Origin of the sequence: Allobosea sp. TND4EK4, from assembly GCF_900156025.1 — a bacterium.
GTDB lineage: Bacteria > Pseudomonadota > Alphaproteobacteria > Rhizobiales > Beijerinckiaceae > Allobosea.
Window position 1 is genome coordinate 200,788 of record NZ_FTMO01000005.1, and the last position, 20,453, is coordinate 221,240.

The following is a 20,453-nucleotide window of genomic DNA, read 5'->3' on the forward strand; positions in this document are numbered from 1 at the left end:
CCGAAACCGGAGCGGGGCGATATCCGCAAAAAGGCGCCTATCCGCGGGACTTCGGGTCGACTTCGTATGCAAGGTCAAGTTTTTGCCTAATAAATAGACATATTGCACGAACGCTGTAATTTTCGGCGGCAGCCCTTCAGACCCTGCGCGCAACCTCGCCCACGTCTTGGCCCCAACGATGCGAGGACCGGAACAGGAGGACCTGCATCGCGTTGATCTCAAGGGCTCAACCAACCGGAGGGTCGCATCATGCGCCGCCTTCTTCTCGCCGCTGCCGCAGCGGCGTCGCTTGCCTTCGCCATCGCACCACAGGCTTCCGCCCAGCAGATCGACGCCGCCAGCGGCATGCCGATCGGAGGGGGCGTCCGACCCGGCGGCGGAGGCTGGGGCGCGGGGGCTGCCATCAACCGCGGGCCGGGCTGGAACAGACCTGCCGGCTACTACGGACGCGGCAACGCCTGGAGGGGCTCAGGCTGGCGTGGCGGCGGCGGCTGGAGAGGCTATCCGCGCTATCGGCACGGCCGCTATCCCTATCGGGGCGTTGGAGCAGGCCTGGCGGCGGCCGCGACGATCGGAGCGCTCGCGACCTATCCGCCCTATGCCGTCTACCCTGATTACGGACCAGCCTACCCGGTCTATCCGGCTTATCAGCCGGAGCCCGTGGTTGCAGGCGATCATTGCAGCACTCCGGTCAAGATGTGCACGCTTTACCGGCCGGCCCAGCTCGGCGTGGGTTGCTCCTGCAAGGTCGCCGGCGGCCGCGCGCGCGGCACGGTCGTGCCCTGATCGCCGTTCTCTGCTGGCAGAAGGCAGCCGGTCCGCGCTAGAGGGACCAGCGGCGGCGAGACCGCCGGCAACGAACCGCCTGCGACCGGAATGACCGAAGCCCGACACCTGCTGATGCTGGCCAGACGCTGCGAAGCCTCGCAGCGACCCGATCGTGAACTCGATGCCGATATCTACGAGGCACTCGGCTTCACCGTCCGCCGCAAGCCGACGCGCTTCGCGTCGAAGCGCACGCCGGCCGGCGGCATCTACCAGCAAGGCAACTTCTGGAAGACGCTGGGCGCCGTCAGCGCCGATATCGACGTCGCGGTATCTCTGTTACGGGAGAAGGCGCCGGATTGGAGCTGGAGCCTTCAATGCCTCGTCCGCGAAGAGTCATTGCCCTTCCAGGCGCTGGTGGCGGAATGCTCCGGCCAGGGTGTCATGGGGTCGCTGGCCTTGTGCGCGGCGATGCTGCGTGCCCTGGCGAAAAGCGACCTCGTACCCCCGGGCTCACGCAAACTTGACCAGGCGGACCAAGGCGGCGGTTGAACGCGCACGGTGTCCCGCTAGGCTCCCGCGACAACCAAGGGGGATATCGTGACCGACACTGCCAATGACCGCCTCGACCTCACTCGCCGCAGCGTTTTCGCCGGCGCCGGAGCTCTGGCTGCCGGCATGACATTGAACCTGGGGACCCTGTCCCCGGCAGGCGCTCAGGCCCAGCCTGGCCAACCGCAAGGAGTGACCGTGAATCAGGCACCGGGTTTCTACCGCTACAAGATCGGCGACATCACGCTGACGGCGATCAATGACGGCTTCGGCAAGCGTCCGCTGGAAGGCTTCGTCAGGAACGCCGAACTGGCCGACGTCAAGAAGGCCATGGCCCGTGCCTTCCTGCCGGATGACGCCCTGAACATCACCTTCACGACCCTGGCTGTCCAGCACGGCGGCAAGCTGACGCTGATCGACACCGGCAACGGCGATTCCGGCGCGCCGACCTCCGGCACCTGGATGACCAATTTCAAGGCCGCCGGCCTCGACCCGAAGGATGTCTCTACCGTCGTCTTCAGCCATTTCCATGGCGACCATATCAACGGCTTTCGCCTGAAGGACGGCACCACCGTCTTCCCGAATGCCGAGGTGATGGTGCCGGCAGCCGAATGGGCGTTCTGGATGGACGACGCCAAGATGAACACAGCGCCCGAAGCCATGAAGGGCGCCTTCGCCGGGGTGCGCCGCGTCTTTTCGCCCATCGCCAAGAATGTGAAGCAGTTCGAGCCTGGCAAGGAGATCCTGCCCGGGATCACGCCGATCGCCGCGCCGGGCCACACGCCCGGCCACACCGTCTTCGCGCTGGCGTCCGGCAACGGCCGGATGATGATCATGTCCGATACCACCAACCATCCGGCGCTGTTCGTGCGCAACCCGGACTGGTCGGCCGTCTTCGACATGGATGGTCCGCAGGCGGCCGCGACGCGGCGCAAGCTGCTCGACATGGTGTCGGCCGACCGGATGCAGGTCGCGTTCTACCACGCTCCGTTCCCCGCCACCGGCCACATCGCCAAGGACGGAAACGGCTTCGAGATGGTGCCGGTTCAATGGACGCCGGCGATCTGATCCGCCTTGGCGGATAACGACAAGGGCCGGGCTCGTCCCGGCCTTTTTCTTGGGGCTGTCTCGCTCCCCTTGCCTTTGGCATGGTAAGCCCTGTGCCGTGGCCGTCCGGCCTGGCCTCTGCGGAACCCATGATGACCGAGCGATTCGGCGCGATTGCCTTCGTCGCCAGCGATACGCCCGAGGCGCAAGCCGCGCTCGATAAGCTTGTCGAGCGCTACGGTGATGCCGAGCCCTCGCAGGCGGACGTCATCGTCGCGCTCGGCGGCGACGGGCTGATGCTGCAGACCCTGCACCGCTTCCTGGGCACGGGCATCCCGATCTACGGAATGAATCGCGGCTCGGTCGGCTTCCTGATGAACGAGTTCAAGGAGCGTGGCCTGCTCAAGCGGCTGGCTGCGGCGCAGCGCAGCGTCGTCCACCCGCTCTCCATGCATGCCGTCGACAGGCAGGGCGGCCAGGTCGAGGCCAAGGCCATCAACGAGGTCTCGCTGCTGCGGCGCTCCTATCAGGCGGCGAAGCTGCGCATTTCGGTCGATGGCCAGGTCCGGCTCACCGAGCTGATCGCCGACGGCGTTTTGCTCGCGACGCCTGCCGGCTCGACCGCCTACAACCTCTCGGCCAATGGCCCGATCCTGCCGCTCGACGCGCCCCTGCTCGCCTTGACACCGATCTCCGCCTTCCGGCCCCGGCGCTGGCGCGGCGCGCTGCTGCCGGACCATGCCAAGGTGACGATCGAGGTGCTCGAGGCCGACAAGCGCCCCGTCAGCGCCGTGGCCGACCACACCCAGATCGACGAGGTTGCGGCGGTCTCGATCGAAATCGACCGCAGCGTCGATCTGGTCATGCTGCACGATCCCGGCCACAGCCTGGACGAACGCATCCTGCGGGAGCAGTTCGGCTATTGAGGCTCAGGCGGCAGCGCGCAGATCGCCGCTGGCCAGCTCCAGCAGGAACGCCGGATCGGCCTCGACCAGAAGGGCGAGCGCGGCATCGTCCGCCAGCGAATTCGCCATGTGACGGGCCTCTTCGCGCGCAGCCTCGGAATCCATCCGGCGCAGCAGAGCCATGAGCGCGTCCGCTTCCTGCCCCTGCATGGCTTCGCAAGCCAGCATGACCTCGGCGAGCAGACCCCGATCCAGTCCCGGGCGGCGGGCGCCGGCATCGAAACCGCGTGTGTTGAGAGCGAGAATGGCCGCGACGAAGGCGGGCTCCAGCGCTTGCGACAGCCCGGCCTTGCGACAGAGCGCGCGCAGCCCGGCGCCACGGCGGTCTCGCAGAAGCGCCGCCACCCGCCCCCGCGGCAACGCCGACAGCGAAACGAAGGCGGCCTCGGCGAGTGCCGGCTCGCCGCTCAGCAGCGAGCGCAGCATCAGCCCGGGGGTCAGCCGGCCGGTCTCGCGCAGCACCTCGACGATGGCGGGCGCATCCGTCGCCTGCCCACCCGCCGCGAGCGCCACGGCAACCCGTTCGGTCGACTCGCGCGCCAGCCGCGCGCTGCGCTCCGGCGTCAGCCAGCCGCAACCCGAGACGAACTGGGCGAGCGCGTCGGAGACGCGTGCCGCGATCGCCTGGCGCAGCCCGGCCGGCAGGTCGGCTCGCTCGAGCAGTGCTTCGCGCAGGGCGCCGTCGTCGCCGCACCGCTCCATCATGCGCTCGAGGGAAAACTCCGGAATATCTGCCGTGCGGTTGCTCGCCAGGGTCACCAGCGCTTCCTCGCAGCCGACCTCCGCCAGCGCAGCGGCGACGCTCGCCGGCAGGCAGCGCCTCATGGCGATGGCGCGCTGTGCGAGCACATCTCCCACGGCGGCGGCATCGACCAGATCGGCCTCGCTCAGCACCGGCGAATGCGCCAGGACCAGCGCCGCGACGTCTCCCTGCTCGGCGATCAGCCCGAGAGCGAGATTGCGTGGCGTGCGGGGTGAAGCCGCCATCTCTTCCGCGATAGCGCGCCGCACGAGCGGCGAAGGGTCGTCGATCAGGGCGATCAGCGCCGTTTCGGCCTCGCACCGGTCTTCGTCCGACATGCCGGAGCGGAGATAGGCGCTGGCCAGCGCCGCGGCGCCGGACGCGCGAGCCTCGGCCGGGGCCGTGCGGGCCCAGAGCAGGAAGCGGCGAACGATCATGCCCCGCCCCGCTGTGTCATGAAGGAAGACAGGTCGAGCGGCCCTCGTCGCGAACGGGCCCCGGCCTGGGCAGGGGCACTGGCCGGCATCGACAGATCGGCAGGCCGCGACGGCGGCAGCGGCGCAGTGGCGGCGACGGCCTGCGAGGCGGCGGCAGAGGAAGAGGCGGCATCATTCTTGACGCGCGGGAAATAGCGCTCGGCCGCATCCAGAGAGGCCAGCTTCATGCCGCCGGCTGTCGGCGTCGTCCATAGATTGGCGACCGCCTTCGACACAGGCTCGCGCGAGCCGCCGGTCGAGAACAGGCCGATCAGCCCCTTGGCGCGCTCCGGCCGCAGCGCGGCGGCAATCTCGGCGAGGGGGGCCTCCGAGGCGCCGTTGGCGGCCGCGCTGGGCTGAGCGCTCGCGGCTGCGACCTGCGTATTGGCGTGGCTGGCCGCCAGCACGCCATAGACCTCCTGCACGGTGCGCGCGCTGCCGGCCTTGTCATAGAAAATGCCGCGATTGGCCGCTGCCGCTTCGGGAAAATCCCGCGCCGCAATGCGGGTCGGGTCGCTCGTCGCGGCCTTGATCAGGTCCGAGGCGCCGCGAGAACCCAGCACATGCGCCATGTAGAGTTCGCCCGCCTGCGGCTGGCGTCCCAGCGCGCTGGCGAGCTGGTCCCGGTTCTTCTGCGTCAGCGCCCCCGCCATCACGGCCGAAACCTGCGGGTCTGTGCGCAGCTGCAGGATCCTGTCGCGCATGGCCGGGTCCGACACCGTCAGCCGACCGCCGGAATCGCTGATCGCGTCGGCGTAATTCTGCATGCCCTGCTTCGGCCCCTCCTGCTTCACCATCGAGAGCCAGGTCTGCTCGATGAACTGGAAGAGGCCCGTCGCGCTGGAGGTCTTGGCCTTGGCGTCCGGAGCCAGTGCCGATTCCCGCTGCGCCGTCTTGAGCAGGTAGTCGAAGCCCGCGCCGGTCTTCTGCGCTCCGTCGCGAATGGCGCTGACGACCGGGTTGGCGGTCGGCGTCGTCTCGCGGCTCTGCGGCGTGGTGAACAGGAACATGCGGGCTCTCGGGCGCGACTCGCCGCGACGCTGCGGAAGTGCCCGTGGAATCTCGACGATTATGGTAAGCGAAGCGTTAAGGGCACTGATGCGCAGCCTCCGCGCTCGCGCCGCTTTCCTCCGGCTCCGCAGGGGGCTAGGAATCGAAAGGTCGGGCTGGAATCGACGGCTCTGGAGGATGCGATGGCCGAGGCGATGCGCCACAAGCGCGGCGGAATCTATTTCGACGATTTTCAGGTGGGCGCCGTCATCGAGCATCGCCTGACGCGGACCGTCACGCAGATGGACAACATGCTGTTCTCCAACATGACGCTGAACCCGCAGCCGCTGCACATCGACGCCCATTTCTGCGCGACCGAGACAGAATGGGGCCGCCCGCTGATGAACTCGCTGTTCACGCTCGGGCTGATGATCGGCATCTCGGTGAACGACACCACCGTCGGCACCACCATCGCCAATCTCGGCATGACGGACGTCGCCTTCCCCGCCCCGCTTTTCGAGGGCGACACGGTGAACTGCACCACGGAGATCGTCGCCAAGCGCGAGTCGCGCTCGCGTCCCGAAGCCGGCATCGTCGATTTCCTCCACAAGGCCTACAAGCAGGACGGTACGCTCGTCGCCGAGTGCCGCCGCCAGGCCTTCATGCGCAAGCGCCCGGCGCCCGCCACGGTCGCGGTCTGAGCCGATGCGCTCGCTCCTGTTCGTCCCGGGCGACAGCCCCCGGAAGCAGCAGAAGGGTCTGGAAAGCGGAGCCGACGCGCTGATCATCGACCTGGAGGATTCGGTCGCCCTCGATGCCAAGCCGCAGGCGCGCAAGATCACGCATGATTTCCTCAGGGCCGCGCGGGAGCTGCCGACACGCCCCCTGCTGATCGTCCGGATCAACGCGCTGACCACCGGCCTCAGCGATGCCGACCTCGATGCGGTGATGCCCGGCGCCCCCGATGCGATCATGCTGCCGAAATCGGAAGGCGGCATCGATATCGGGCACCTCGCCGCCAAGATCGCTGTGCGCGAGGCAGAAGCCGACCTGCCGGACGGTGCCACGCGGATCCTCCCCATCGCGACAGAAACCGGCAAGGGCGTCTTCGGCCTAGGCACTTATGGCCGCTCCTCGCACCGTCTGATGGCGCTGACCTGGGGCGCGGAAGACCTCTCGGCCGATCTCGGCGCCGAAACCAACCGGCTGGAGGACGGCGCCTATACCGATCCCTATCGGCTCGCCCGCTCGCTCACGCTTTTCGGCGCCAGCGCGGCGCAGGTCGATGCGATCGACACCGTCTTCACCAATTTCCGGGACGATGCGGCCTTCCGCGCCGAGTGCCGGGCCGCCCGCCGCGACGGCTTCACCGGCAAGATGGCGATCCACCCCGCGCAGGTCGGTCCAATCAACGAGATATTCGCGCCCTCGGCCGAAGCGCTCGCCAAGGCGCAGCGGGTGATCGCCCTGTTCGCCGCCAATCCGGGGGCCGGCGTCATCGGTTGCGATGGCGAAATGCTCGATCGTCCCCATCTGAGGCAGGCGGAGCGGCTCGTCGCACGGGCTCGCAAGCTGGACGAATAAAACGCCGGAGGCGATTCCAATGACTCAGGTTTTCCAGGTGTCGGGCATGCATTGCAGCGGATGTTCCGCCCGCGTCCAGCGCGCGGCGGAAGCGCTGGCGCCAGGCGCGACGGTGACGCTCGAGCCGCCGCGGCTGACCCTGCCCGAGGGAGCGACCCTCGATGCCGAGACGATCAACCGCCGGCTGGCGGAGCTCGGCGATTATCGGGCTGCCGCGCTCCCCGGCTGAAGCCGGTCAGCCGCCCGGCGGCCGCTGCAGCGAGAACAGGCTCGTCACCTCGGCATAGTCGGCATAGCCGCAGCGCGCGACAGGGTTGGCGCCGGCCGTGTCGAAGCGGCCATCCTTGACGAAGGCGTCGTCGATGAAGGTGCCGACCACCTGCCCCAGGACAAACCAGCGCGGGATTTCGTTGCCGTCGAGATCGCGCAATTGCTGGATCGAGAGCAGCTTGCATTCCAGCGCAGCCGGCGTGCCGGCGACGCGCGGCGGCTTGACGAAGCGCGAGGGCGCCATCTCCAGCCCCGCATGGCGGTACTCGCTCTCTCCCCGCGGCAGAGGCGCCGACGTCGCGTTCATCGCCTGCGCCAACGCGCCGGAAACAAGCGAGCAGGTGAACTCGCCGGTCTCCTCGATGAAGCTCACCGCGTCCTTCTTCCCCTCGGACGAAAAGACCACGATATTGGGCTTGGCCGAGATGGCGTTGAAGAAGCTGTAGGGCGAGAGATTGACCTCGCCCTTGGCGCTCAGCGCCGTGATCCAGCCGATGGGGCGCGGCGCGACGATCGCCTTGAAGGGATCATGGGCGAAGCCGAGATCGTCTTTCGTCTCCGAATAATACGTCATGTCAGGCTCCGTAGGTGCTGACGATGTCGGCCATCACCGGCCGGTCGCGATCGCTGATCGGCGCCGTCGGCGTGCCCAGATGCACGAAGCCGGCGATCCGCTCGTCCTCGGCAAGGCCGAAGTCGCGCAGCACCTCGCGATCGAAGGAGAACCAGTTGGTCAGCCAGGAGCCGGCATAGCCCATCGCACAGGCCCCGATCAGCATCGTCATGCAGACGGCGCCGGCCGACAATTCCTGCTCCCAGAGCGGGATCTTGACGTGCTCGCGCGCCCGCGACACCACCGCCACGATGACCGGCGCATGCGTCAGCCTCTTGCGCTCGAACGCGACCTGATCCTCGCTCGCCTGCGGATTGCGCTCGCGGAACACGCGCGCGACCACCGCCGCCGCCTGCTCGCGCGCCTCTCCCTTGAACACGATGAAGCGCCACGGCACGAGCTTGCCATGGTCGGGGACGCGCGCGGCGATGGCCAGCAGCTCGTCGAGCTGCGCGCCTTCCGGCCCCGGCGCAGCAAGGAATTGTGGCGGCACCGAGCGGCGCTGCTTGAGCAGGGAGAGCGTATCGGTCATGGAGGCATCCGGGCGATGAAGGTCCGCCCAGACCTAGGCACTTGCCTTGATAAGGACAAGCGAGCCTGCTCAGACGTAGCCGCAACGGCGCCGAGGACGAGACGCATGTTTGAACTGGATCGGTTCGAAGCTGGCCGCAGCGCTGCCTGTGCGCTCGCCCTGCTCACCGTCCTTCTCTCGCCCCTGCCGGGCGCGGCCCAGACGCCAGCGCCGATCCCGACCCCGCCTGCGCGCGCGCCCTCCGCCCCGGCGCTGGAAACCGCCCCGCCGCCGGCACCGGCGACACCCGAGGCGCCTGCCCCTGCCCCGGACACGCTCACCCGCCTCTTCATGTCGGCCCAGTTCGCCAGCGATCGGAAGCCGATCCGCTCCGGCCTGGTCTGGCGGGTGCTGGCAGAGACCGCGGACGGCTCCCCGCCGAAGATCGTCGCGCGCTCCACAAATCCGGATGCGAGCTTCTCCTTGCCGCCCGGCAATTACGTGGTCCACGCTGCCTATGGCTTCGCCAGCGGCACGAAGCGCGTCACCCTCGGCACGCAGAGTCTCCGCGACCAGGTCCAGATCAGTGCCGGCGCGCTGACGCTTGGCGGGTCCATCGGCGATGCGCCGATTCCCGCGAACCAGCTCTCCTTCCAGGTCTTCGTGCCGCTGCAGGGCAATTCCGAAGGCCGGCTCGTCACGCGCGACGCCAAGGCGGGCGAGCTCGTCCGCCTGCCCGAGGGCACTTATCACGTCGTCTCGACCTACGGCGATTCCAACGCGATCCAGCGCGCCGATGTGCGCATCGAGACCGGCAAGGTCACCGATGCGACCCTGCATCACCGCGCTGCCAAGGTGACGCTGAAGCTGGTGGCTGCCCCGGGCGGCGAGGCTTTCGCCGGCACCGCGTTCAGCGTGCTGACGCCGGGCGGCGACGTCATCCGCGAGGCGATCGGCGCCTTTCCGCAGGTGATCCTGGCCGAAGGCGACTATGTGCTGATCGCACGCCAGGAGGGGCAGGTCTTCTCGCGCGACTTCAAGGTGGAGTCGGGCGCCGACCGCGATATCGAGGTGCTGGCCCGCTAGCTCTCGATCCCGCGCCGCTACTGCGGAACGGCCGGAGCGCTCTTGATCACATCGATGCGGACATCCCCCAGCCCGGCGGCGATCCCGTCAGCGATCCTCAGCGCCAGGCAGCGATAGCCGCCATCGACGAGATGCAACCCGTCCATCCCGACGAGATCCTCGGGGCTGAACTGGCTGGACCGCGCCCAGCCTTTCATCATCGCATAGCGCGGAAACAGCGCCACATTCTGGTCATGCGCGATGCGCGCGAGGATGCCGCGATAATCGTCGTAATGCGGGTATCGGCCCGCGCGCGGAAGCCAGGGAAGGTCCATGAGGATCATGTCGGTGCCGGCATCGCGAGCCTTGGCGATGCCCTTGCGCAGGATCTTGCCGAGCTTGTCCTCGCCAATGTCGCGGATCGCGTCGTTGACGACGGTCTGCCAGATCACGAGCGCCGGCTTCTCGTCGAACACGTCGGCATCCATGCGCAGGAGCATGTCGTAGGCCGACTGCCCGCCCACGCCCTTGTTGAGGACACGGACATCGGCCCGCGGCAGGCGGCGGCGTAGCTCGCTCTGGAGCACTGCGGGATAGCTTTTGTCCTCGGTGCTGGCGCCGGAGCCGGCCGTCGTCGAGGAACCGAGCGCGACGATGACGAGGCGGCCGGTTTCCTGCAGCGCGCGCCGCGCCGCCGGCAGCGCCGGCTGGAAGGGTTGCTGCGCCATCCCCGCACGGCAGCGCGCATCGGCGCCCGCGAACGGCGCGGCCGGCGCCGCTGCGGCTCCGCCACTCAGCGCGGCGAGAGTGAGGACGAGGGCGCAGCCGAGACCGGCGCGGGAGCGGCCCGCGCGGCGCCTGCGCGACTGGTGACCGTGCGATACCACGACAGAAAAACCCCTAGCCCGGCAGAGACTGTAACGCCGCCGGCGCACACCGCCAACTGGACGGTCAGATCGAAGGATGCCTCGGCGAGCAGCACCTGGCCGATCACCGCGAGGACGATGCCGACGCAGAAGACATGCAGGGAATTCTGCCCCGTCTTGGCCAGGATGCGCCCCAGCGCCGAGCGGGAAAGCGCATCGCCGGCCGGCAGCCATCGTACGGCAAGCCAAGTCAGAGCGCCGACATGGCCGAGCCGGCTCCAGGCGAGGTTCGTCTTGTCGGAACCGAGCTGGACCGAGTCGAACCAGTCGTTGAAAGCGGCGATACCGGTGGGATTGCTCAGCGTCACCTTCGCATAGCAGGAGAAGACGATGAATCCGATGGCGAGCGCATCCAGCCAGCGCAGCCGGGGGGCTGCGAGGCCGAGCTGGTTCGAGCGGCCGAGAACCACGCCCATCACGAAGACGACCTGCCACGCGAACGGATTGAAGAACCACGTTCCGCCCGAATTCGGAAGGTTGAGATCGAGCGCCAGCGCCCCCTGCCAGATCGCGAGCGAGAGGCCCAGCGCCAGCACGGGGCTGAACCGGACAGCGTAGTAGATGGCCGGAAACAACGCGAGCAGCACGATGTAAAGCGGCAGGATGTCGAGATAGGACGGCTGATAGGTCAGCGTCAGCGCGCCGAGCAGCGCCTCGGCCGTATCGCGGAAGAAGGGCTGGACGTTGATCAACTCGATATAGAGCGGGTTCTGCGTATGCGTCACCGCGGCAGCGATCACCCCGCAGACGATGATGAAAACGGCGATATGCGCGATGTAGAGCGTCCACAGCCGCGCTCCGAGCTTCAGCATCGCGATCGGCAGCCCTCGCCGCTCGATCAGCCCGCCATAGGCGAGCGTCGCGGAGACGCCTGCCAGCAGCACGAAGATGTCGGCAGCGTCCGAGAACCCGAAATTATGCGGCGTATAGGCCGCAACCACGTTTCCCGGCATATGGTTGATGAAGATGATCAGCAGGCACAAGCCGCGGATGACGTCGATGCGGGCGTCACGGGCCGGCTTGTCGGTCACGGCGCCTGGCCCGGCGGAGCCGGAGAGAATGAAGCGCCGAAATTGCGGAGCGACCGACACGGGGCAACGTCCTCGAAAGCCTGCAAAAGGGAACGTCGGGTCGGGACTCCTGTTCCGCTTCCGGCCGTTGAAGCTGAACGGAACCTGCCTGCTCCGTTCATCTGGCGTTCATATAGGGCGCCATGCTTAACGTCACCTTTCCGAGGCGTCACAAGCGCGTGTGAGGCTGCAGGACGATCGTGGCATTGTCGGGAGATGCGGCGCGCCTGGGACCGCAGCCACGGGATCGTGATCGGCGAGGCTCGATCGGATCGCGAGGCCTGGACGCCCGAGGTCCGTCAATAAGGCGGCTCGGAGTGGACGGGCTTCCCGTCGATCAGGAGCCTCTTGATCGCCGCATCGCCGGAGGGCGAGACTGCGGCGACGACCTCGATGCGCGCCTTCTCGGTCCGCTCGATGGCTACCCCCTGGCCCTGGGGCACGAAATAGCTCTCGATGCCATAGGACACGCCGAGGCGCCGGCGCCCGCCCGAACAATCGAGCCGTCCGTCCTCGGCCCGCGCGCAGGCGCTGGTCGAGGTCACGCGCCCTGCGATCACGGTCGCGCCCGCAACGGGCGCGGGCTTCTCCCGCGAAACGCTCTCGGCGCGCACGAAGCCGTCCGGTCCCGGCTTCAGCGTGACATAGACCTGCTCCCCGCGCCGGAAACCGCTGGCGTTGCCCGCATCGACCGTCCCGATCTCATAGGCGAAGACGACGTAATCGCCCCTGAACAGGTCGCGCGGATCGACCGGCACGGTTCGCAGCCGAACCTCCGCACCCGTCTGCAGGATGCTCGCGCGTTGTTGGACCAGTGCGAGCAGCGCCAGCGAGAGCAGGACCACCGTCGCGAAGGCACGCCAGGCGAGCGGGACTTTGCCAGCCAGCGCATCGGCCGAAAGGCGCATCACATCGCCTCCCTGGCTGGTGGGGGATTGAGCAGCGCGAAGAGACGCCTCGCGCCGGCTGCGACGGCGATCAGAACCACGCCCGCCACGAGGAAGAACAGCGACTGGTCGAGCAGCGTGCCGATCGTGCGCCAGAGCAGGACCAGGATCGCGACGCCGAACAGAAGCGAGCCGGCCAGCAGCAGCCGCCGCACCCCGCCGGCGCCGCCGGCGACCACGAGCGCCATCGCCGACAGAAGGATCAGGCTGGCGACAGCCACCTTCCCGACGATCCCTGCCGCAACCCCGCTCCAGAAGACGGCCGGCACGAGCAGGGCGCAGGCGAGTCCGGCGGCCAGGGGCCAGGCAAAGCGCCGCTCGCGGGCGATGGCAGCCAGCAGCAGGACCAGGAGGGCCGCGACCGCATAGGCCTGGAAGACGAGAGGGAAAGCCCGCCCCGCTTGCGATTCGGGCGCTTCGAGGATGCGGAACAGCTCGACATTGAGCGCCACCACGAAGCCCATCAGCCCCCAGGGGAGGCACGCCGTCAGCAGCGCCGGCTGGCCACGGTCCAGCGCCAGCGCCCCCATTGCGACGAAAGCAGCGGAGACCGCGAGCCCATAGGCCAGCAGCCCGTAATTGAAGCTGCCAAAATACCAGTGCCCGGGCAGCGTGCCGAGCCAGAACGCGGCGGCGAGCACCGCCAGATGGTGCACCATTCGGTTTTGCCGCGAGAGCGCGATCCACAGCGCCGGCAGATAGAGCACGAGGAAACCGGGATGCGGGCCCGCTTCCGCCTCGCTCCAGCGTCCGCCGCTCCAGGCCACGATCGCGACGAAGGCGATGGCAAGCGCCCCGTTCGACCTCATCAGCAGGCCGGCGACGAGTGCGCCCAGCGCCAGCAGCAAAGCTCCGCCCGGCCAATCCTGCGGCAGATGATACATCTGGCCAACGAGCGCGAGGCCCGCACCGTAGATCAGGACGCCGCAGGTGGAGGCCGCTTCCGCGCCCCCGCTCGATCCCGACTTCTGAAGCCGCCAGGCCAGGGCGAAGGTCGCAGCGATGCCTGCCACGATCAGGCCGAGCTTCGTCAAGCGCGGGATCGCTTCCCAATTCGCAGCGACGAAAGCCGCGACGCTGGCGGCGATCAGCAACCCGCCGAACAGCCCGAGCAGGGCCGGGAGGCGAAACCCTCCATCCTCGCGTGCCACATCGCGCCGGATGGCGTCCGCGGCCTGGGTCTCGAGATAGCCCGCGCCGACCCATCGCGTCAGGTCGGCGTCGAGTCGCTTGCGATAGGAGCCGGTCAGCATCGCGGGCAATCTGGCACGGCGGGCGCGATCAGGGCTAGAGGCACCTGCCAGACCTCATTCTCGGGCGAAGCATGGCTTCGACCCGGGAATCGCGTGCCGGCTGGCCGACCTGTCGAGCGATGCCCGGGGCAAGCCGAGCATGGCGCCAGCTTTGCGGCCCTCAGCCCCTGAGTGCCTTCGCCTTCGCCTTCCGTACCAGATCCGGCGCCTGCGCCTCGCCCGTCAGCACCGCCATCACCTCTGCGAGCGACATGACGGTCTGGGCCTGGCTGCCCAGGCGGCGGATCGTCACGGTCTTCTCCTCAGCCTCGCGCTTGCCGACGGCGAGGATCACCGGGACCTTCGCCAGTGAGTGCTCGCGCACCTTGTAGGAGATCTTCTCGTTGCGCAGATCGGCGCGGGCGCGCAGCCCCTCCGAGAGAAGCGCCATCGTGACTTCCTCGGCATAGGCGTCGGCGTCCGAGACGATCGGGCAGACCACCACCTGCTCGGGCGCCAGCCAGAGCGGGAAATGCCCGGCATGATGCTCGATCAGGATGCCGGTGAAGCGCTCCAGCGAGCCGCAGATCGCGCGGTGGACCATGACCGGCTGCTTCTTCTCGCCATCGGCGCCGATATAGAAGGCCCCGAAGCGCTCCGGCAGGTTGAAGTCGACCTGCGTGGTGCCGCATTGCCAGTCGCGGCCGATGGCGTCGCGCAGGACATATTCGAACTTCGGCCCGTAGAAGGCACCCTCGCCCGGATTGATCTCGGTCTTGATCCGGTTGCCGGACTGGGCCGCGATCTGTTCCAGCACCTTGCCCATCACCGCCTCGGCATGGTCCCAGACGGCGTCGGAGCCGACACGCTTCTCCGGTCGGGTCGAGAGCTTGATGACGAGATCGTCGGTGAAGCCGAAATCCTCGTAGACCGAGAGGATCAGGTCGTTGATCTTCAGGCATTCGGCCGCGAGCTGGTCCTCCGTGCAGAAGACATGCGCATCATCCTGCGTGAACCCGCGCACCCGCATCAGCCCGTGCAGCGCGCCGGAGGGCTCGTAGCGATGCACGTTCCCGAATTCGGCAAGCCGGATCGGCAGATCGCGATAGCTCTTCAGCCCATGCTTGAAGATCTGGACATGGCCCGGGCAGTTCATCGGCTTCAGGGCGAAGACCTTGTGATCCCGGTCCTTGTCGTTCGGATTCTCGAAGGCCGAGGCCGATTTTACCGCGAACATGTTGTCCTGGTACCAGCCCCAATGACCGGAGGTCTCCCAGAGCGACTTGTCGAGTACCTGCGGGGCGTTGACCTCCTCATAGTCGGCGGCGAGGCGCCGGCGCATATAGGCGATGATCTCCTGAAACAGCCGCCAGCCCTTGGAGTGCCAGAACACGACGCCCGGCCCCTCCTCCTGGAAATGGAAGAGGTCCATCTCCCGGCCGAGCTTGCGGTGATCGCGCTTCTCCGCTTCCTCGATCTGCTTGAGATAGGCGTCGAGGTCTTCCTGCTTGGCGAAGGCAGTGCCGTAGATGCGCGTCAGCATCGCGTTGTTGCTGTCGCCGCGCCAATAGGCGCCGGCCGTCTTCATCAGCTTGAAGGCGTTGCCGACCTTGCCGACCGAGGTCATGTGCGGGCCGCGGCAGAGGTCGATCCAGGCGCCCTGCGCATACATCTTCAGCGACTGGTCGGCGGGGATCGCATCGACCAGCTCGACCTTGTAGGCCTCGCCCTTCGCGGCGAAGAAATCCTTCGCCTTGTCGCGGCTCCAGATCTCCTTGGTGAAGGGTTTGTCGCGCGCGATGATCTCCCGCATCTTCTTCTCGATGACCGGGAGATCCTCGGGCGTGAAGGGCTCGTTGCGGGCGAAATCGTAGAAGAACCCATTCTCGATGACCGGGCCGATCGTCACCTGCGTGCCGGGAAAGAGCTCCTGCACGGCTTCCGCAAGCACATGGGCCGTGTCGTGGCGGATCAGTTCCAGCGCACGCGGATCCTCGCGGTTGAGGAACTCGATCCTGGCGTCGCGCTCGATCGGGTCCGCCAGATCGACGACCGTGCCGTCGAGCGCCATCGCCACCGTGCGCTTCAGGAGAGAGGGAGAAATGCCCTTGGCGATGTCGACCCCGGTGATGCCGGAGGGAAATTCGCGCTGGGCGCCATCGGGAAAGGTCAGGGAGATCGTCATGGACCTGATGTCCTGCTCACTCGGGGATACGAACCCCGTAAGACAAGGCCGGATACGTCTGCGAATGCCTTCAGGGCGCGTATCCGGTGAAGCGGCCTGAAGGGAAGTGACGGCCTATACGACGATCCCGGCCCGCGCAATCGCGGTCGCGCCGACCTTGCCGATTTGTCATGCTCCCGTCAGCGCGGCGCAACGGGGCCGCAATCATGGTCGAGCTTGCCATCGATCATCCGGAAAGGACTGCCGATCATGACCCGCATCGTTCTCGCCGCCCTCATGCTCACCGCAGCGATCCCGGCCTTCGCGCAGGACCGGGCCGCGGTACGCACCGCCTGCCAGGCTGATTTCGCCAGGAACTGCCCCGGCATCATGCCCGGCGGCGGCCGCCTGATGGCCTGCCTGAAAGAGAAGCCGGACCAGTTCTCGCAAACTTGCAGGGACGCGCTCAGGACGGCGCAGGCCCAACGCCAGGGCCGTTGAGGCCGGTCGTTTCAAGGGCGAGCGGGGCCGGCTCGTTCGTGCCCCGCCAGCGTCCGTAGGACCAGGGCCGGTACCAGCGGGAGCCAAGGGGCAAGGCCTCGCAGACGATGTCGATGCCGCTGGTTCCCCAGGGATTGCAGCGGCAAATCCGCGCGAGGCCCATCCAGCCGCCGCGCCACAGGCCGAAGCGCTGGATGGCCTCGTCCGTATAGGCCGAGCAGCTGGGCCAGTGACGGCAATGGCGGCCGACCAGCATGGACAGGCTGAGCTGATAGCCGCGGATCAGCAGGTGAGCGGAGGCGCGCGGCAGCCGCCCGATCTTTCGCCGCAGCGAAAATCTTTGCTTAACAGAGACCTGATCAAATAAAGCGTCCAGATCGTTTCGTTCAGCCTTCACCGCACCCGCTTTCCTCGACCGAAGCTTATTATGATGCGCGCCTCGCCTCTTCGCCATGCCCTCGCGGGCTGCGGCCTCCTGCTCGGCCTCGTGCTCGCCTCGTCGGCAGGTGCGCAGCAGCGTCCCTACCTGCTGTGGCTGGACGGCGCCCATATCGACGTCGCCAAGATCATCGGCCTGCCTCCGGCCCAGAACTCGCCCGAGGCGAAAGCCGAATATGAGCAGGTCCTGAAGCTCACCCTCGAGCGCACGCCCGAGCGGGAGAAGCAGGCCATCGCCGACCAGCGCCAGGGGCTCGTCAACTTCCTCAACGGCATCGACACCAAATATGTCGACAATACCCATCGCGAAGTCCGTCTGCTCTTCCGCGAGGCCCAGGTCGAGCTCGCCATCCTGCTCAAGAGCGTCCACCGCCTGACCAGCCGCCAACGCCCCTTCAGCGTCTGGAACAAGGTCCGCGTCAAGCCCTGCCCCGGCGCGCGGCCGGACGGCACCTCCTTCCCCTCCGCGCACGCGGCCACGGCAGCGCTCTACGCGGAATTGCTGAAGACCGCCGTGCCGAGCATGGCCGAGCCATTGGAAGACAGGGTCAGGAGCTATGATGAAAGCCGCCTGATCTGCGGCTTCCACTACCAGAGCGATCTCGCCGCCGGTGACAAGGTCGGCCGCGCCGTCGCCAAGGCGCTGCTCGCGGACAAGGCGTTCAAGGCCCGCTTCGACGAGACGATTCCCGAGATCAAGGTCGCGCTCGGCGTGAAGTGATCAGGCGGCCGCCTCGCGCCGCCGCGCCTCGATCTGGTCGATCGCATCGACCACAGCGTCGAAGGTGAGCATTGTCGAGGCGTGCCGCGCCTTGTAGTCGCGCACCGGCACCAGCACGGCAAGGTCCGCCCATTTGCCCTGCGGCGGCTCGCCATTCTGTTTGAGGATCGCGCGCGCCTGCTCGCGCAGCTCACGCAGCTCCTGCGCCGTCGAGCCGACGACGTGCTGCGCCATGATCGAGGACGAGGCCTGGCCGAGCGCGCAGGCCTTCACCTCATGCCCGAAGCCGGTCACGACATCGCCCTCCATCGTCAGGTCGACGGTCACGGTCGAACCACAGAGCTTGGAATGGGCGCGGGCCGTCGCGTCCGGAGATGGCAGGCGCTCCAGCAGCGGAATATTCGCTGCGAGGGAGAGAATGCGCTTGTTGTAGACGTCGTCCAGCATGGCAGCTTCCCGTCTGCGGGCTGGCAAGCCCGCTCCGCGCACCAATATAAGCTTGATCGCGATGCGGCGGGAGGGCATGGACGCTTCCTCTCGCTGCATGGCGGGATGTTGCCGCTGGCCTGCGCCGTACGAGGGCATGACAGGCACCGAATGCGAGGCGAATCATGACCTCAGTGGTCAAGACCCTGCCGGTCGGCAGGGCCTCCCCCGCCGCCGACAAGATCATCGGCAGGCGGCCGACGCGCGAGGAGGCCGAGGAGGCCGTCCGCACCCTCATCCGCTGGGCCGGAGACGACCCTGCGCGCGAGGGTCTGGCCGAGACGCCGCAGCGCGTGGTCAAGGCCTATGGCGAGCTCTATCGCGGCTATGGCGAGGACCCGCGCGACATTCTCGATCGCGTTTTCGAGGAGGTCGAGGGCTATCAGGACATGGTCCTGGTCCGCGACATTCCGTTCCATTCGCATTGCGAGCATCACATGGCGCCCTTCTTCGGCAAGGCGCATATCGGCTATTATCCGTCCGGCGGCGTGATCGGGCTCTCCAAGCTTGCCCGCGTCGTCGAGGTCTTCGCCCGCCGCCTGCAGACGCAGGAGACGATGACGGCCCAGATCGCCGATGCGATCGAGGACAGCCTGAGGCCACGCGGCATCGCCGTGCTGATCGAGGCCGAGCATATGTGCATGTCGATGCGCGGCGTGCAGAAGCAGGGGTCCTCGACCATGACCAGCCAGTATCGCGGCCTGTTCCGCGACGATCCCGCCGAGCAGGTCCGGTTCTTCACCATGGCCAAGGCGCCCGGGCTGTGACGACCCCCTTCCCGCCCGCCGCCGACAAGCACGCGCTCGAAGAGGGCACGGCGCTGAGCCCGCGCTTCGATGCCAACGGCCTCGTCACCTGCGTGACCACGGACGCCGAGTCCGGCGAACTGCTGATGGTCGCCCATATGAACGCCGAAGCGCTGCGGCGTTCGATCGAGACCGGCGAGGCCTGGTACTGGTCGCGCTCGCGAAGGGAACTCTGGCACAAGGGTGCGACCTCCGGCCAGATCCAGACCATCGTCGAGATGCGGGTCGACTGCGACCAGGACGCGCTCTGGCTCAAGGTCAAGGTAGCGGGCGACGGCGGATGCTGCCATACCGGCCGCCGCTCCTGCTTCTACCGCATCCAGCCCCTGCGCGAACAGGGCGCCGAACCGCTGCGCTTCGCCTGACGGTCCCGACCATCCGCCATGTCGCGGCTGGCCTTCACCGGATCGTCAAGGCCCGGCGATAATCGATGGCGGCCGCGGCGTTCACCATTCGCTCATCCAGTCCTGCCATCCTCGATGGACGGCGGAGGGCTGGAACCGATGTTCTGGGACGGTGTCGCGCGGCGGGCTTCTGGTCTTGGCGGAGGTGGTACCGCGATGAATGATGGAAGCGCGGCGGTAAAGCCGGTCGATTCGCGCCACTCACAGCCTCGCGGCGGCCGTCCGCGGATCGGCCTCGCGCTCGGCGGCGGCGCCGCGCGCGGCTGGGCCCATATCGGTGCGCTTGAAGTCCTGGTCGAGGCCGGATTCGCCCCGCAGGTCATCGCCGGCACCTCGATCGGCGCGGTCGTGGGCGGCTGTTATGCGGCCGGCAAGCTCGACGAACTCAAGGCCTTCGCCACCGGTTTGACCAAGCGCCGTGTCGTCGGGCTGATGGATTTCCATATCGGCGGCGCCGGACTGATCTCGGGCGGCAAGCTGAAGCGCCTGCTCGAGCGCGACCTTGCCGACATGCGGCTGGAGGATCTGCAACAGCGCTTCGTCGCCATCTCGACCGAGCTGGGCACGGGCCACGAGATCTGGCTGACCCATGGCCCGCTGATCGAGGCGCTGCGCGCCTCCTACGCCCTGCCCGGCATCTTCGACCCGGTGAAGCTCGGCGGGCGCTGGCTGATGGATGGCGCGCTCGTCAATCCGGTTCCGGTGACCGCCGCCCGCGCGCTCGGCGCCGACATCGTGATCTGCATCAACCTGAACAATGATCTCGCCGGCCGCGGCACCGTCATCCAGAATCACGGCTCCGAGCCCGATGTCGAGCCAGCGGAGGAACTCGTGCCGGAGCTCGAGGTCCGCCCCAGTTCGCACTGGTTCACGGGCATCACGGGCGCGGCCCGGCGGGTGCGCAATCTCGTTGGCCGCGCCAGCGAGAACCGTCCCGGCCTCGCCGGCGTGATGATCGACGCCTTCAACATCACGCAAGACAGAATCTCGCGCTCGCGTCTGGCCGGCGATCCGCCCGATGTGATGCTGGGGCCACGCCTCGGCCGCGTCGGCCTGTTCGATTTCCACAGGGCCGAGGAGACCATCGCCCTCGGGCGCCAGGCGGCCGAACGCGCATTGGACGAGATCGAGGCGGTGGTCGCGGCGAACTATCTCCCGGCGGGCTGAGCCGCCGGGAA

At 67.8% G+C, this 20,453-nt stretch carries 24 protein-coding genes; 13 read left to right on the forward strand and 11 right to left on the reverse strand.

Annotated features, from left to right (window positions below; genetic code table 11):
• The first annotated feature begins 249 nt into the window (after positions 1–249).
• The 4 genes from BW981_RS11860 (at position 250) to BW981_RS11875 (ending at position 3,290) form a co-directional block, all read left to right on the forward strand.
• Positions 250–786: a hypothetical protein gene (locus BW981_RS11860; RefSeq protein WP_076439342.1), complete on the forward strand. Its 537-nt coding sequence runs from the start codon at positions 250–252 to the stop codon at positions 784–786.
• 90 nt (positions 787–876) lie between these two features.
• On the forward strand, positions 877–1,317 hold the full coding sequence (locus BW981_RS11865) for a hypothetical protein (RefSeq protein ID WP_076439343.1): 441 nt from the start codon (positions 877–879) through the stop codon (positions 1,315–1,317).
• 198 nt (positions 1,318–1,515) lie between these two features.
• Positions 1,516–2,385: an MBL fold metallo-hydrolase gene (locus tag BW981_RS11870; protein ID WP_244560300.1), complete on the forward strand. Its 870-nt coding sequence runs from the start codon at positions 1,516–1,518 to the stop codon at positions 2,383–2,385.
• 131 nt (positions 2,386–2,516) lie between these two features.
• Positions 2,517–3,290 (forward strand): NAD kinase, encoded by a 774-nt coding sequence (locus BW981_RS11875; RefSeq protein ID WP_076439548.1) that lies wholly within the window; start codon positions 2,517–2,519, stop codon positions 3,288–3,290.
• Positions 3,291–3,293: 3 nt separating this feature from the next.
• On the opposite strand, the gene BW981_RS11880 is transcribed toward BW981_RS11875, so the two are convergent.
• A complete protein-coding gene (locus BW981_RS11880) occupies positions 3,294–4,508 on the reverse strand; it encodes a DUF2336 domain-containing protein (protein ID WP_076439345.1) in 1,215 nt (404 codons plus the stop codon).
• Complete coding sequence (locus BW981_RS11885) at positions 4,505–5,557, reverse strand: hypothetical protein (RefSeq protein ID WP_076439347.1); 1,053 nt, start codon at positions 5,555–5,557, stop codon at positions 4,505–4,507. Before BW981_RS11885 ends, BW981_RS11880 begins: the two co-directional genes overlap by 4 nt.
• Before the next feature lie 183 nt (positions 5,558–5,740).
• Between BW981_RS11885 and BW981_RS11890 the strand changes: the two genes are divergently transcribed.
• From BW981_RS11890 to BW981_RS11900, 3 genes are read left to right on the forward strand one after another with little or no spacing between them, the layout of a single operon-like run.
• Entirely contained in the window at positions 5,741–6,238 is a 498-nt protein-coding gene (locus BW981_RS11890; protein ID WP_076439349.1) for a MaoC family dehydratase, read from the forward strand.
• A gap of 4 nt (positions 6,239–6,242) precedes the next feature.
• Entirely contained in the window at positions 6,243–7,121 is an 879-nt protein-coding gene (locus BW981_RS11895) for an HpcH/HpaI aldolase/citrate lyase family protein (protein WP_076439351.1), read from the forward strand.
• Between the two features lie 19 nt (positions 7,122–7,140).
• Positions 7,141–7,350, forward strand: coding sequence for a heavy-metal-associated domain-containing protein (locus tag BW981_RS11900; RefSeq protein ID WP_076439353.1), 210 nt, complete (start codon positions 7,141–7,143; stop codon positions 7,348–7,350).
• Positions 7,351–7,356: 6 nt separating this feature from the next.
• Here the strand turns inward: BW981_RS11900 and BW981_RS11905 are convergent, their stop codons facing one another.
• Both BW981_RS11905 and BW981_RS11910 read right to left on the reverse strand, forming a co-directional pair.
• Complete coding sequence (locus BW981_RS11905) at positions 7,357–7,965, reverse strand: flavin reductase family protein (protein WP_076439355.1); 609 nt, start codon at positions 7,963–7,965, stop codon at positions 7,357–7,359.
• Between the two features lies 1 nt (position 7,966).
• Complete coding sequence (locus BW981_RS11910) at positions 7,967–8,536, reverse strand: nitroreductase family protein (protein WP_076439357.1); 570 nt, start codon at positions 8,534–8,536, stop codon at positions 7,967–7,969.
• A 105-nt stretch (positions 8,537–8,641) separates the two neighbouring features.
• Between BW981_RS11910 and BW981_RS11915 the strand changes: the two genes are divergently transcribed.
• Complete coding sequence (locus tag BW981_RS11915) at positions 8,642–9,601, forward strand: collagen binding domain-containing protein (RefSeq protein ID WP_076439359.1); 960 nt, start codon at positions 8,642–8,644, stop codon at positions 9,599–9,601.
• A 17-nt stretch (positions 9,602–9,618) separates the two neighbouring features.
• Here BW981_RS11915 and BW981_RS11920 read toward each other — a convergent pair whose 3' ends face one another.
• From BW981_RS11920 to thrS, 5 genes are all read right to left on the reverse strand, one after another.
• Positions 9,619–10,308: an SGNH/GDSL hydrolase family protein gene (locus BW981_RS11920; protein WP_076439361.1), complete on the reverse strand. Its 690-nt coding sequence runs from the start codon at positions 10,306–10,308 to the stop codon at positions 9,619–9,621.
• 65 nt (positions 10,309–10,373) lie between these two features.
• Positions 10,374–11,597: an OpgC family protein gene (locus BW981_RS11925; RefSeq protein ID WP_076439363.1), complete on the reverse strand. Its 1,224-nt coding sequence runs from the start codon at positions 11,595–11,597 to the stop codon at positions 10,374–10,376.
• A 278-nt stretch (positions 11,598–11,875) separates the two neighbouring features.
• Positions 11,876–12,484 (reverse strand): GDYXXLXY domain-containing protein, encoded by a 609-nt coding sequence (locus BW981_RS11930; protein WP_076439365.1) that lies wholly within the window; start codon positions 12,482–12,484, stop codon positions 11,876–11,878.
• Positions 12,484–13,776, reverse strand: a complete 1,293-nt coding sequence (locus BW981_RS11935) for a DUF2157 domain-containing protein (protein WP_076439367.1) — start codon at positions 13,774–13,776, stop codon at positions 12,484–12,486. Before BW981_RS11935 ends, BW981_RS11930 begins: the two co-directional genes overlap by 1 nt.
• Before the next feature lie 160 nt (positions 13,777–13,936).
• Positions 13,937–15,940, reverse strand: coding sequence for a threonine--tRNA ligase (gene thrS, locus BW981_RS11940; RefSeq protein ID WP_083712305.1), 2,004 nt, complete (start codon positions 15,938–15,940; stop codon positions 13,937–13,939).
• Positions 15,941–16,189: 249 nt separating this feature from the next.
• Here thrS and BW981_RS11945 point away from each other — a divergent pair, with 249 nt between their 5' ends.
• On the forward strand, positions 16,190–16,420 hold the full coding sequence (locus tag BW981_RS11945) for a cysteine rich repeat-containing protein (RefSeq protein WP_076439371.1): 231 nt from the start codon (positions 16,190–16,192) through the stop codon (positions 16,418–16,420).
• On the opposite strand, the gene yidD is transcribed toward BW981_RS11945, so the two are convergent.
• Entirely contained in the window at positions 16,386–16,730 is a 345-nt protein-coding gene (gene yidD, locus BW981_RS23395; protein WP_076439550.1) for a membrane protein insertion efficiency factor YidD, read from the reverse strand. The two genes, BW981_RS11945 and yidD, sit on opposite strands and share 35 nt — an antisense overlap.
• Before the next feature lie 120 nt (positions 16,731–16,850).
• Between yidD and BW981_RS11955 the strand changes: the two genes are divergently transcribed.
• Complete coding sequence (locus BW981_RS11955) at positions 16,851–17,579, forward strand: phosphatase PAP2 family protein (protein WP_210188664.1); 729 nt, start codon at positions 16,851–16,853, stop codon at positions 17,577–17,579.
• Here BW981_RS11955 and BW981_RS11960 read toward each other — a convergent pair whose 3' ends face one another.
• On the reverse strand, positions 17,580–18,026 hold the full coding sequence (locus BW981_RS11960) for an iron-sulfur cluster assembly scaffold protein (RefSeq protein WP_076439375.1): 447 nt from the start codon (positions 18,024–18,026) through the stop codon (positions 17,580–17,582).
• Between the two features lie 164 nt (positions 18,027–18,190).
• Here BW981_RS11960 and folE point away from each other — a divergent pair, with 164 nt between their 5' ends.
• The 3 genes from folE (at position 18,191) to BW981_RS11975 (ending at position 20,442) form a co-directional block, all read left to right on the forward strand.
• Positions 18,191–18,832, forward strand: a complete 642-nt coding sequence (folE, locus tag BW981_RS11965) for a GTP cyclohydrolase I FolE (protein WP_076439377.1) — start codon at positions 18,191–18,193, stop codon at positions 18,830–18,832.
• Positions 18,829–19,236: a phosphoribosyl-AMP cyclohydrolase gene (hisI, locus tag BW981_RS11970; RefSeq protein ID WP_076439379.1), complete on the forward strand. Its 408-nt coding sequence runs from the start codon at positions 18,829–18,831 to the stop codon at positions 19,234–19,236. Before folE ends, hisI begins: the two co-directional genes overlap by 4 nt.
• A gap of 195 nt (positions 19,237–19,431) precedes the next feature.
• The gene (locus BW981_RS11975; RefSeq protein ID WP_244560301.1) at positions 19,432–20,442 is read left to right on the forward strand and encodes a patatin-like phospholipase family protein; all 1,011 of its coding nucleotides are present in this window, start codon (positions 19,432–19,434) and stop codon (positions 20,440–20,442) included.
• Positions 20,443–20,453 lie beyond the last annotated feature (11 nt).

What these genes read in the sequence shown, in the direction of transcription:
- BW981_RS11860 (WP_076439342.1), top strand. Translation starts at nt 250, where the DNA reads ATGCGCCGCCTTCTTCTCGCCGCTGCCGCAGCGGCGTCGCTTGCCTTC.
- BW981_RS11865 (WP_076439343.1), top strand. Translation starts at nt 877, where the DNA reads ATGACCGAAGCCCGACACCTGCTGATGCTGGCCAGACGCTGCGAAGCC.
- BW981_RS11875 (WP_076439548.1), top strand. Translation starts at nt 2,517, where the DNA reads ATGACCGAGCGATTCGGCGCGATTGCCTTCGTCGCCAGCGATACGCCC.
- BW981_RS11880 (WP_076439345.1), bottom strand. Translation starts at nt 4,508, where the DNA reads ATGATCGTTCGCCGCTTCCTGCTCTGGGCCCGCACGGCCCCGGCCGAG.
- BW981_RS11885 (WP_076439347.1), bottom strand. Translation starts at nt 5,557, where the DNA reads ATGTTCCTGTTCACCACGCCGCAGAGCCGCGAGACGACGCCGACCGCC.
- BW981_RS11890 (WP_076439349.1), top strand. Translation starts at nt 5,741, where the DNA reads ATGGCCGAGGCGATGCGCCACAAGCGCGGCGGAATCTATTTCGACGAT.
- BW981_RS11895 (WP_076439351.1), top strand. Translation starts at nt 6,243, where the DNA reads ATGCGCTCGCTCCTGTTCGTCCCGGGCGACAGCCCCCGGAAGCAGCAG.
- BW981_RS11900 (WP_076439353.1), top strand. Translation starts at nt 7,141, where the DNA reads ATGACTCAGGTTTTCCAGGTGTCGGGCATGCATTGCAGCGGATGTTCC.
- BW981_RS11905 (WP_076439355.1), bottom strand. Translation starts at nt 7,965, where the DNA reads ATGACGTATTATTCGGAGACGAAAGACGATCTCGGCTTCGCCCATGAT.
- BW981_RS11910 (WP_076439357.1), bottom strand. Translation starts at nt 8,536, where the DNA reads ATGACCGATACGCTCTCCCTGCTCAAGCAGCGCCGCTCGGTGCCGCCA.
- BW981_RS11915 (WP_076439359.1), top strand. Translation starts at nt 8,642, where the DNA reads ATGTTTGAACTGGATCGGTTCGAAGCTGGCCGCAGCGCTGCCTGTGCG.
- BW981_RS11920 (WP_076439361.1), bottom strand. Translation starts at nt 10,308, where the DNA reads ATGGCGCAGCAACCCTTCCAGCCGGCGCTGCCGGCGGCGCGGCGCGCG.
- BW981_RS11930 (WP_076439365.1), bottom strand. Translation starts at nt 12,484, where the DNA reads ATGCGCCTTTCGGCCGATGCGCTGGCTGGCAAAGTCCCGCTCGCCTGG.
- BW981_RS11935 (WP_076439367.1), bottom strand. Translation starts at nt 13,776, where the DNA reads ATGCTGACCGGCTCCTATCGCAAGCGACTCGACGCCGACCTGACGCGA.
- thrS (WP_083712305.1), bottom strand. Translation starts at nt 15,940, where the DNA reads ATGACGATCTCCCTGACCTTTCCCGATGGCGCCCAGCGCGAATTTCCC.
- BW981_RS11945 (WP_076439371.1), top strand. Translation starts at nt 16,190, where the DNA reads ATGACCCGCATCGTTCTCGCCGCCCTCATGCTCACCGCAGCGATCCCG.
- BW981_RS11955 (WP_210188664.1), top strand. Translation starts at nt 16,851, where the DNA reads ATGCGCGCCTCGCCTCTTCGCCATGCCCTCGCGGGCTGCGGCCTCCTG.
- BW981_RS11960 (WP_076439375.1), bottom strand. Translation starts at nt 18,026, where the DNA reads ATGCTGGACGACGTCTACAACAAGCGCATTCTCTCCCTCGCAGCGAAT.
- folE (WP_076439377.1), top strand. Translation starts at nt 18,191, where the DNA reads ATGACCTCAGTGGTCAAGACCCTGCCGGTCGGCAGGGCCTCCCCCGCC.
- BW981_RS11975 (WP_244560301.1), top strand. Translation starts at nt 19,432, where the DNA reads ATGAATGATGGAAGCGCGGCGGTAAAGCCGGTCGATTCGCGCCACTCA.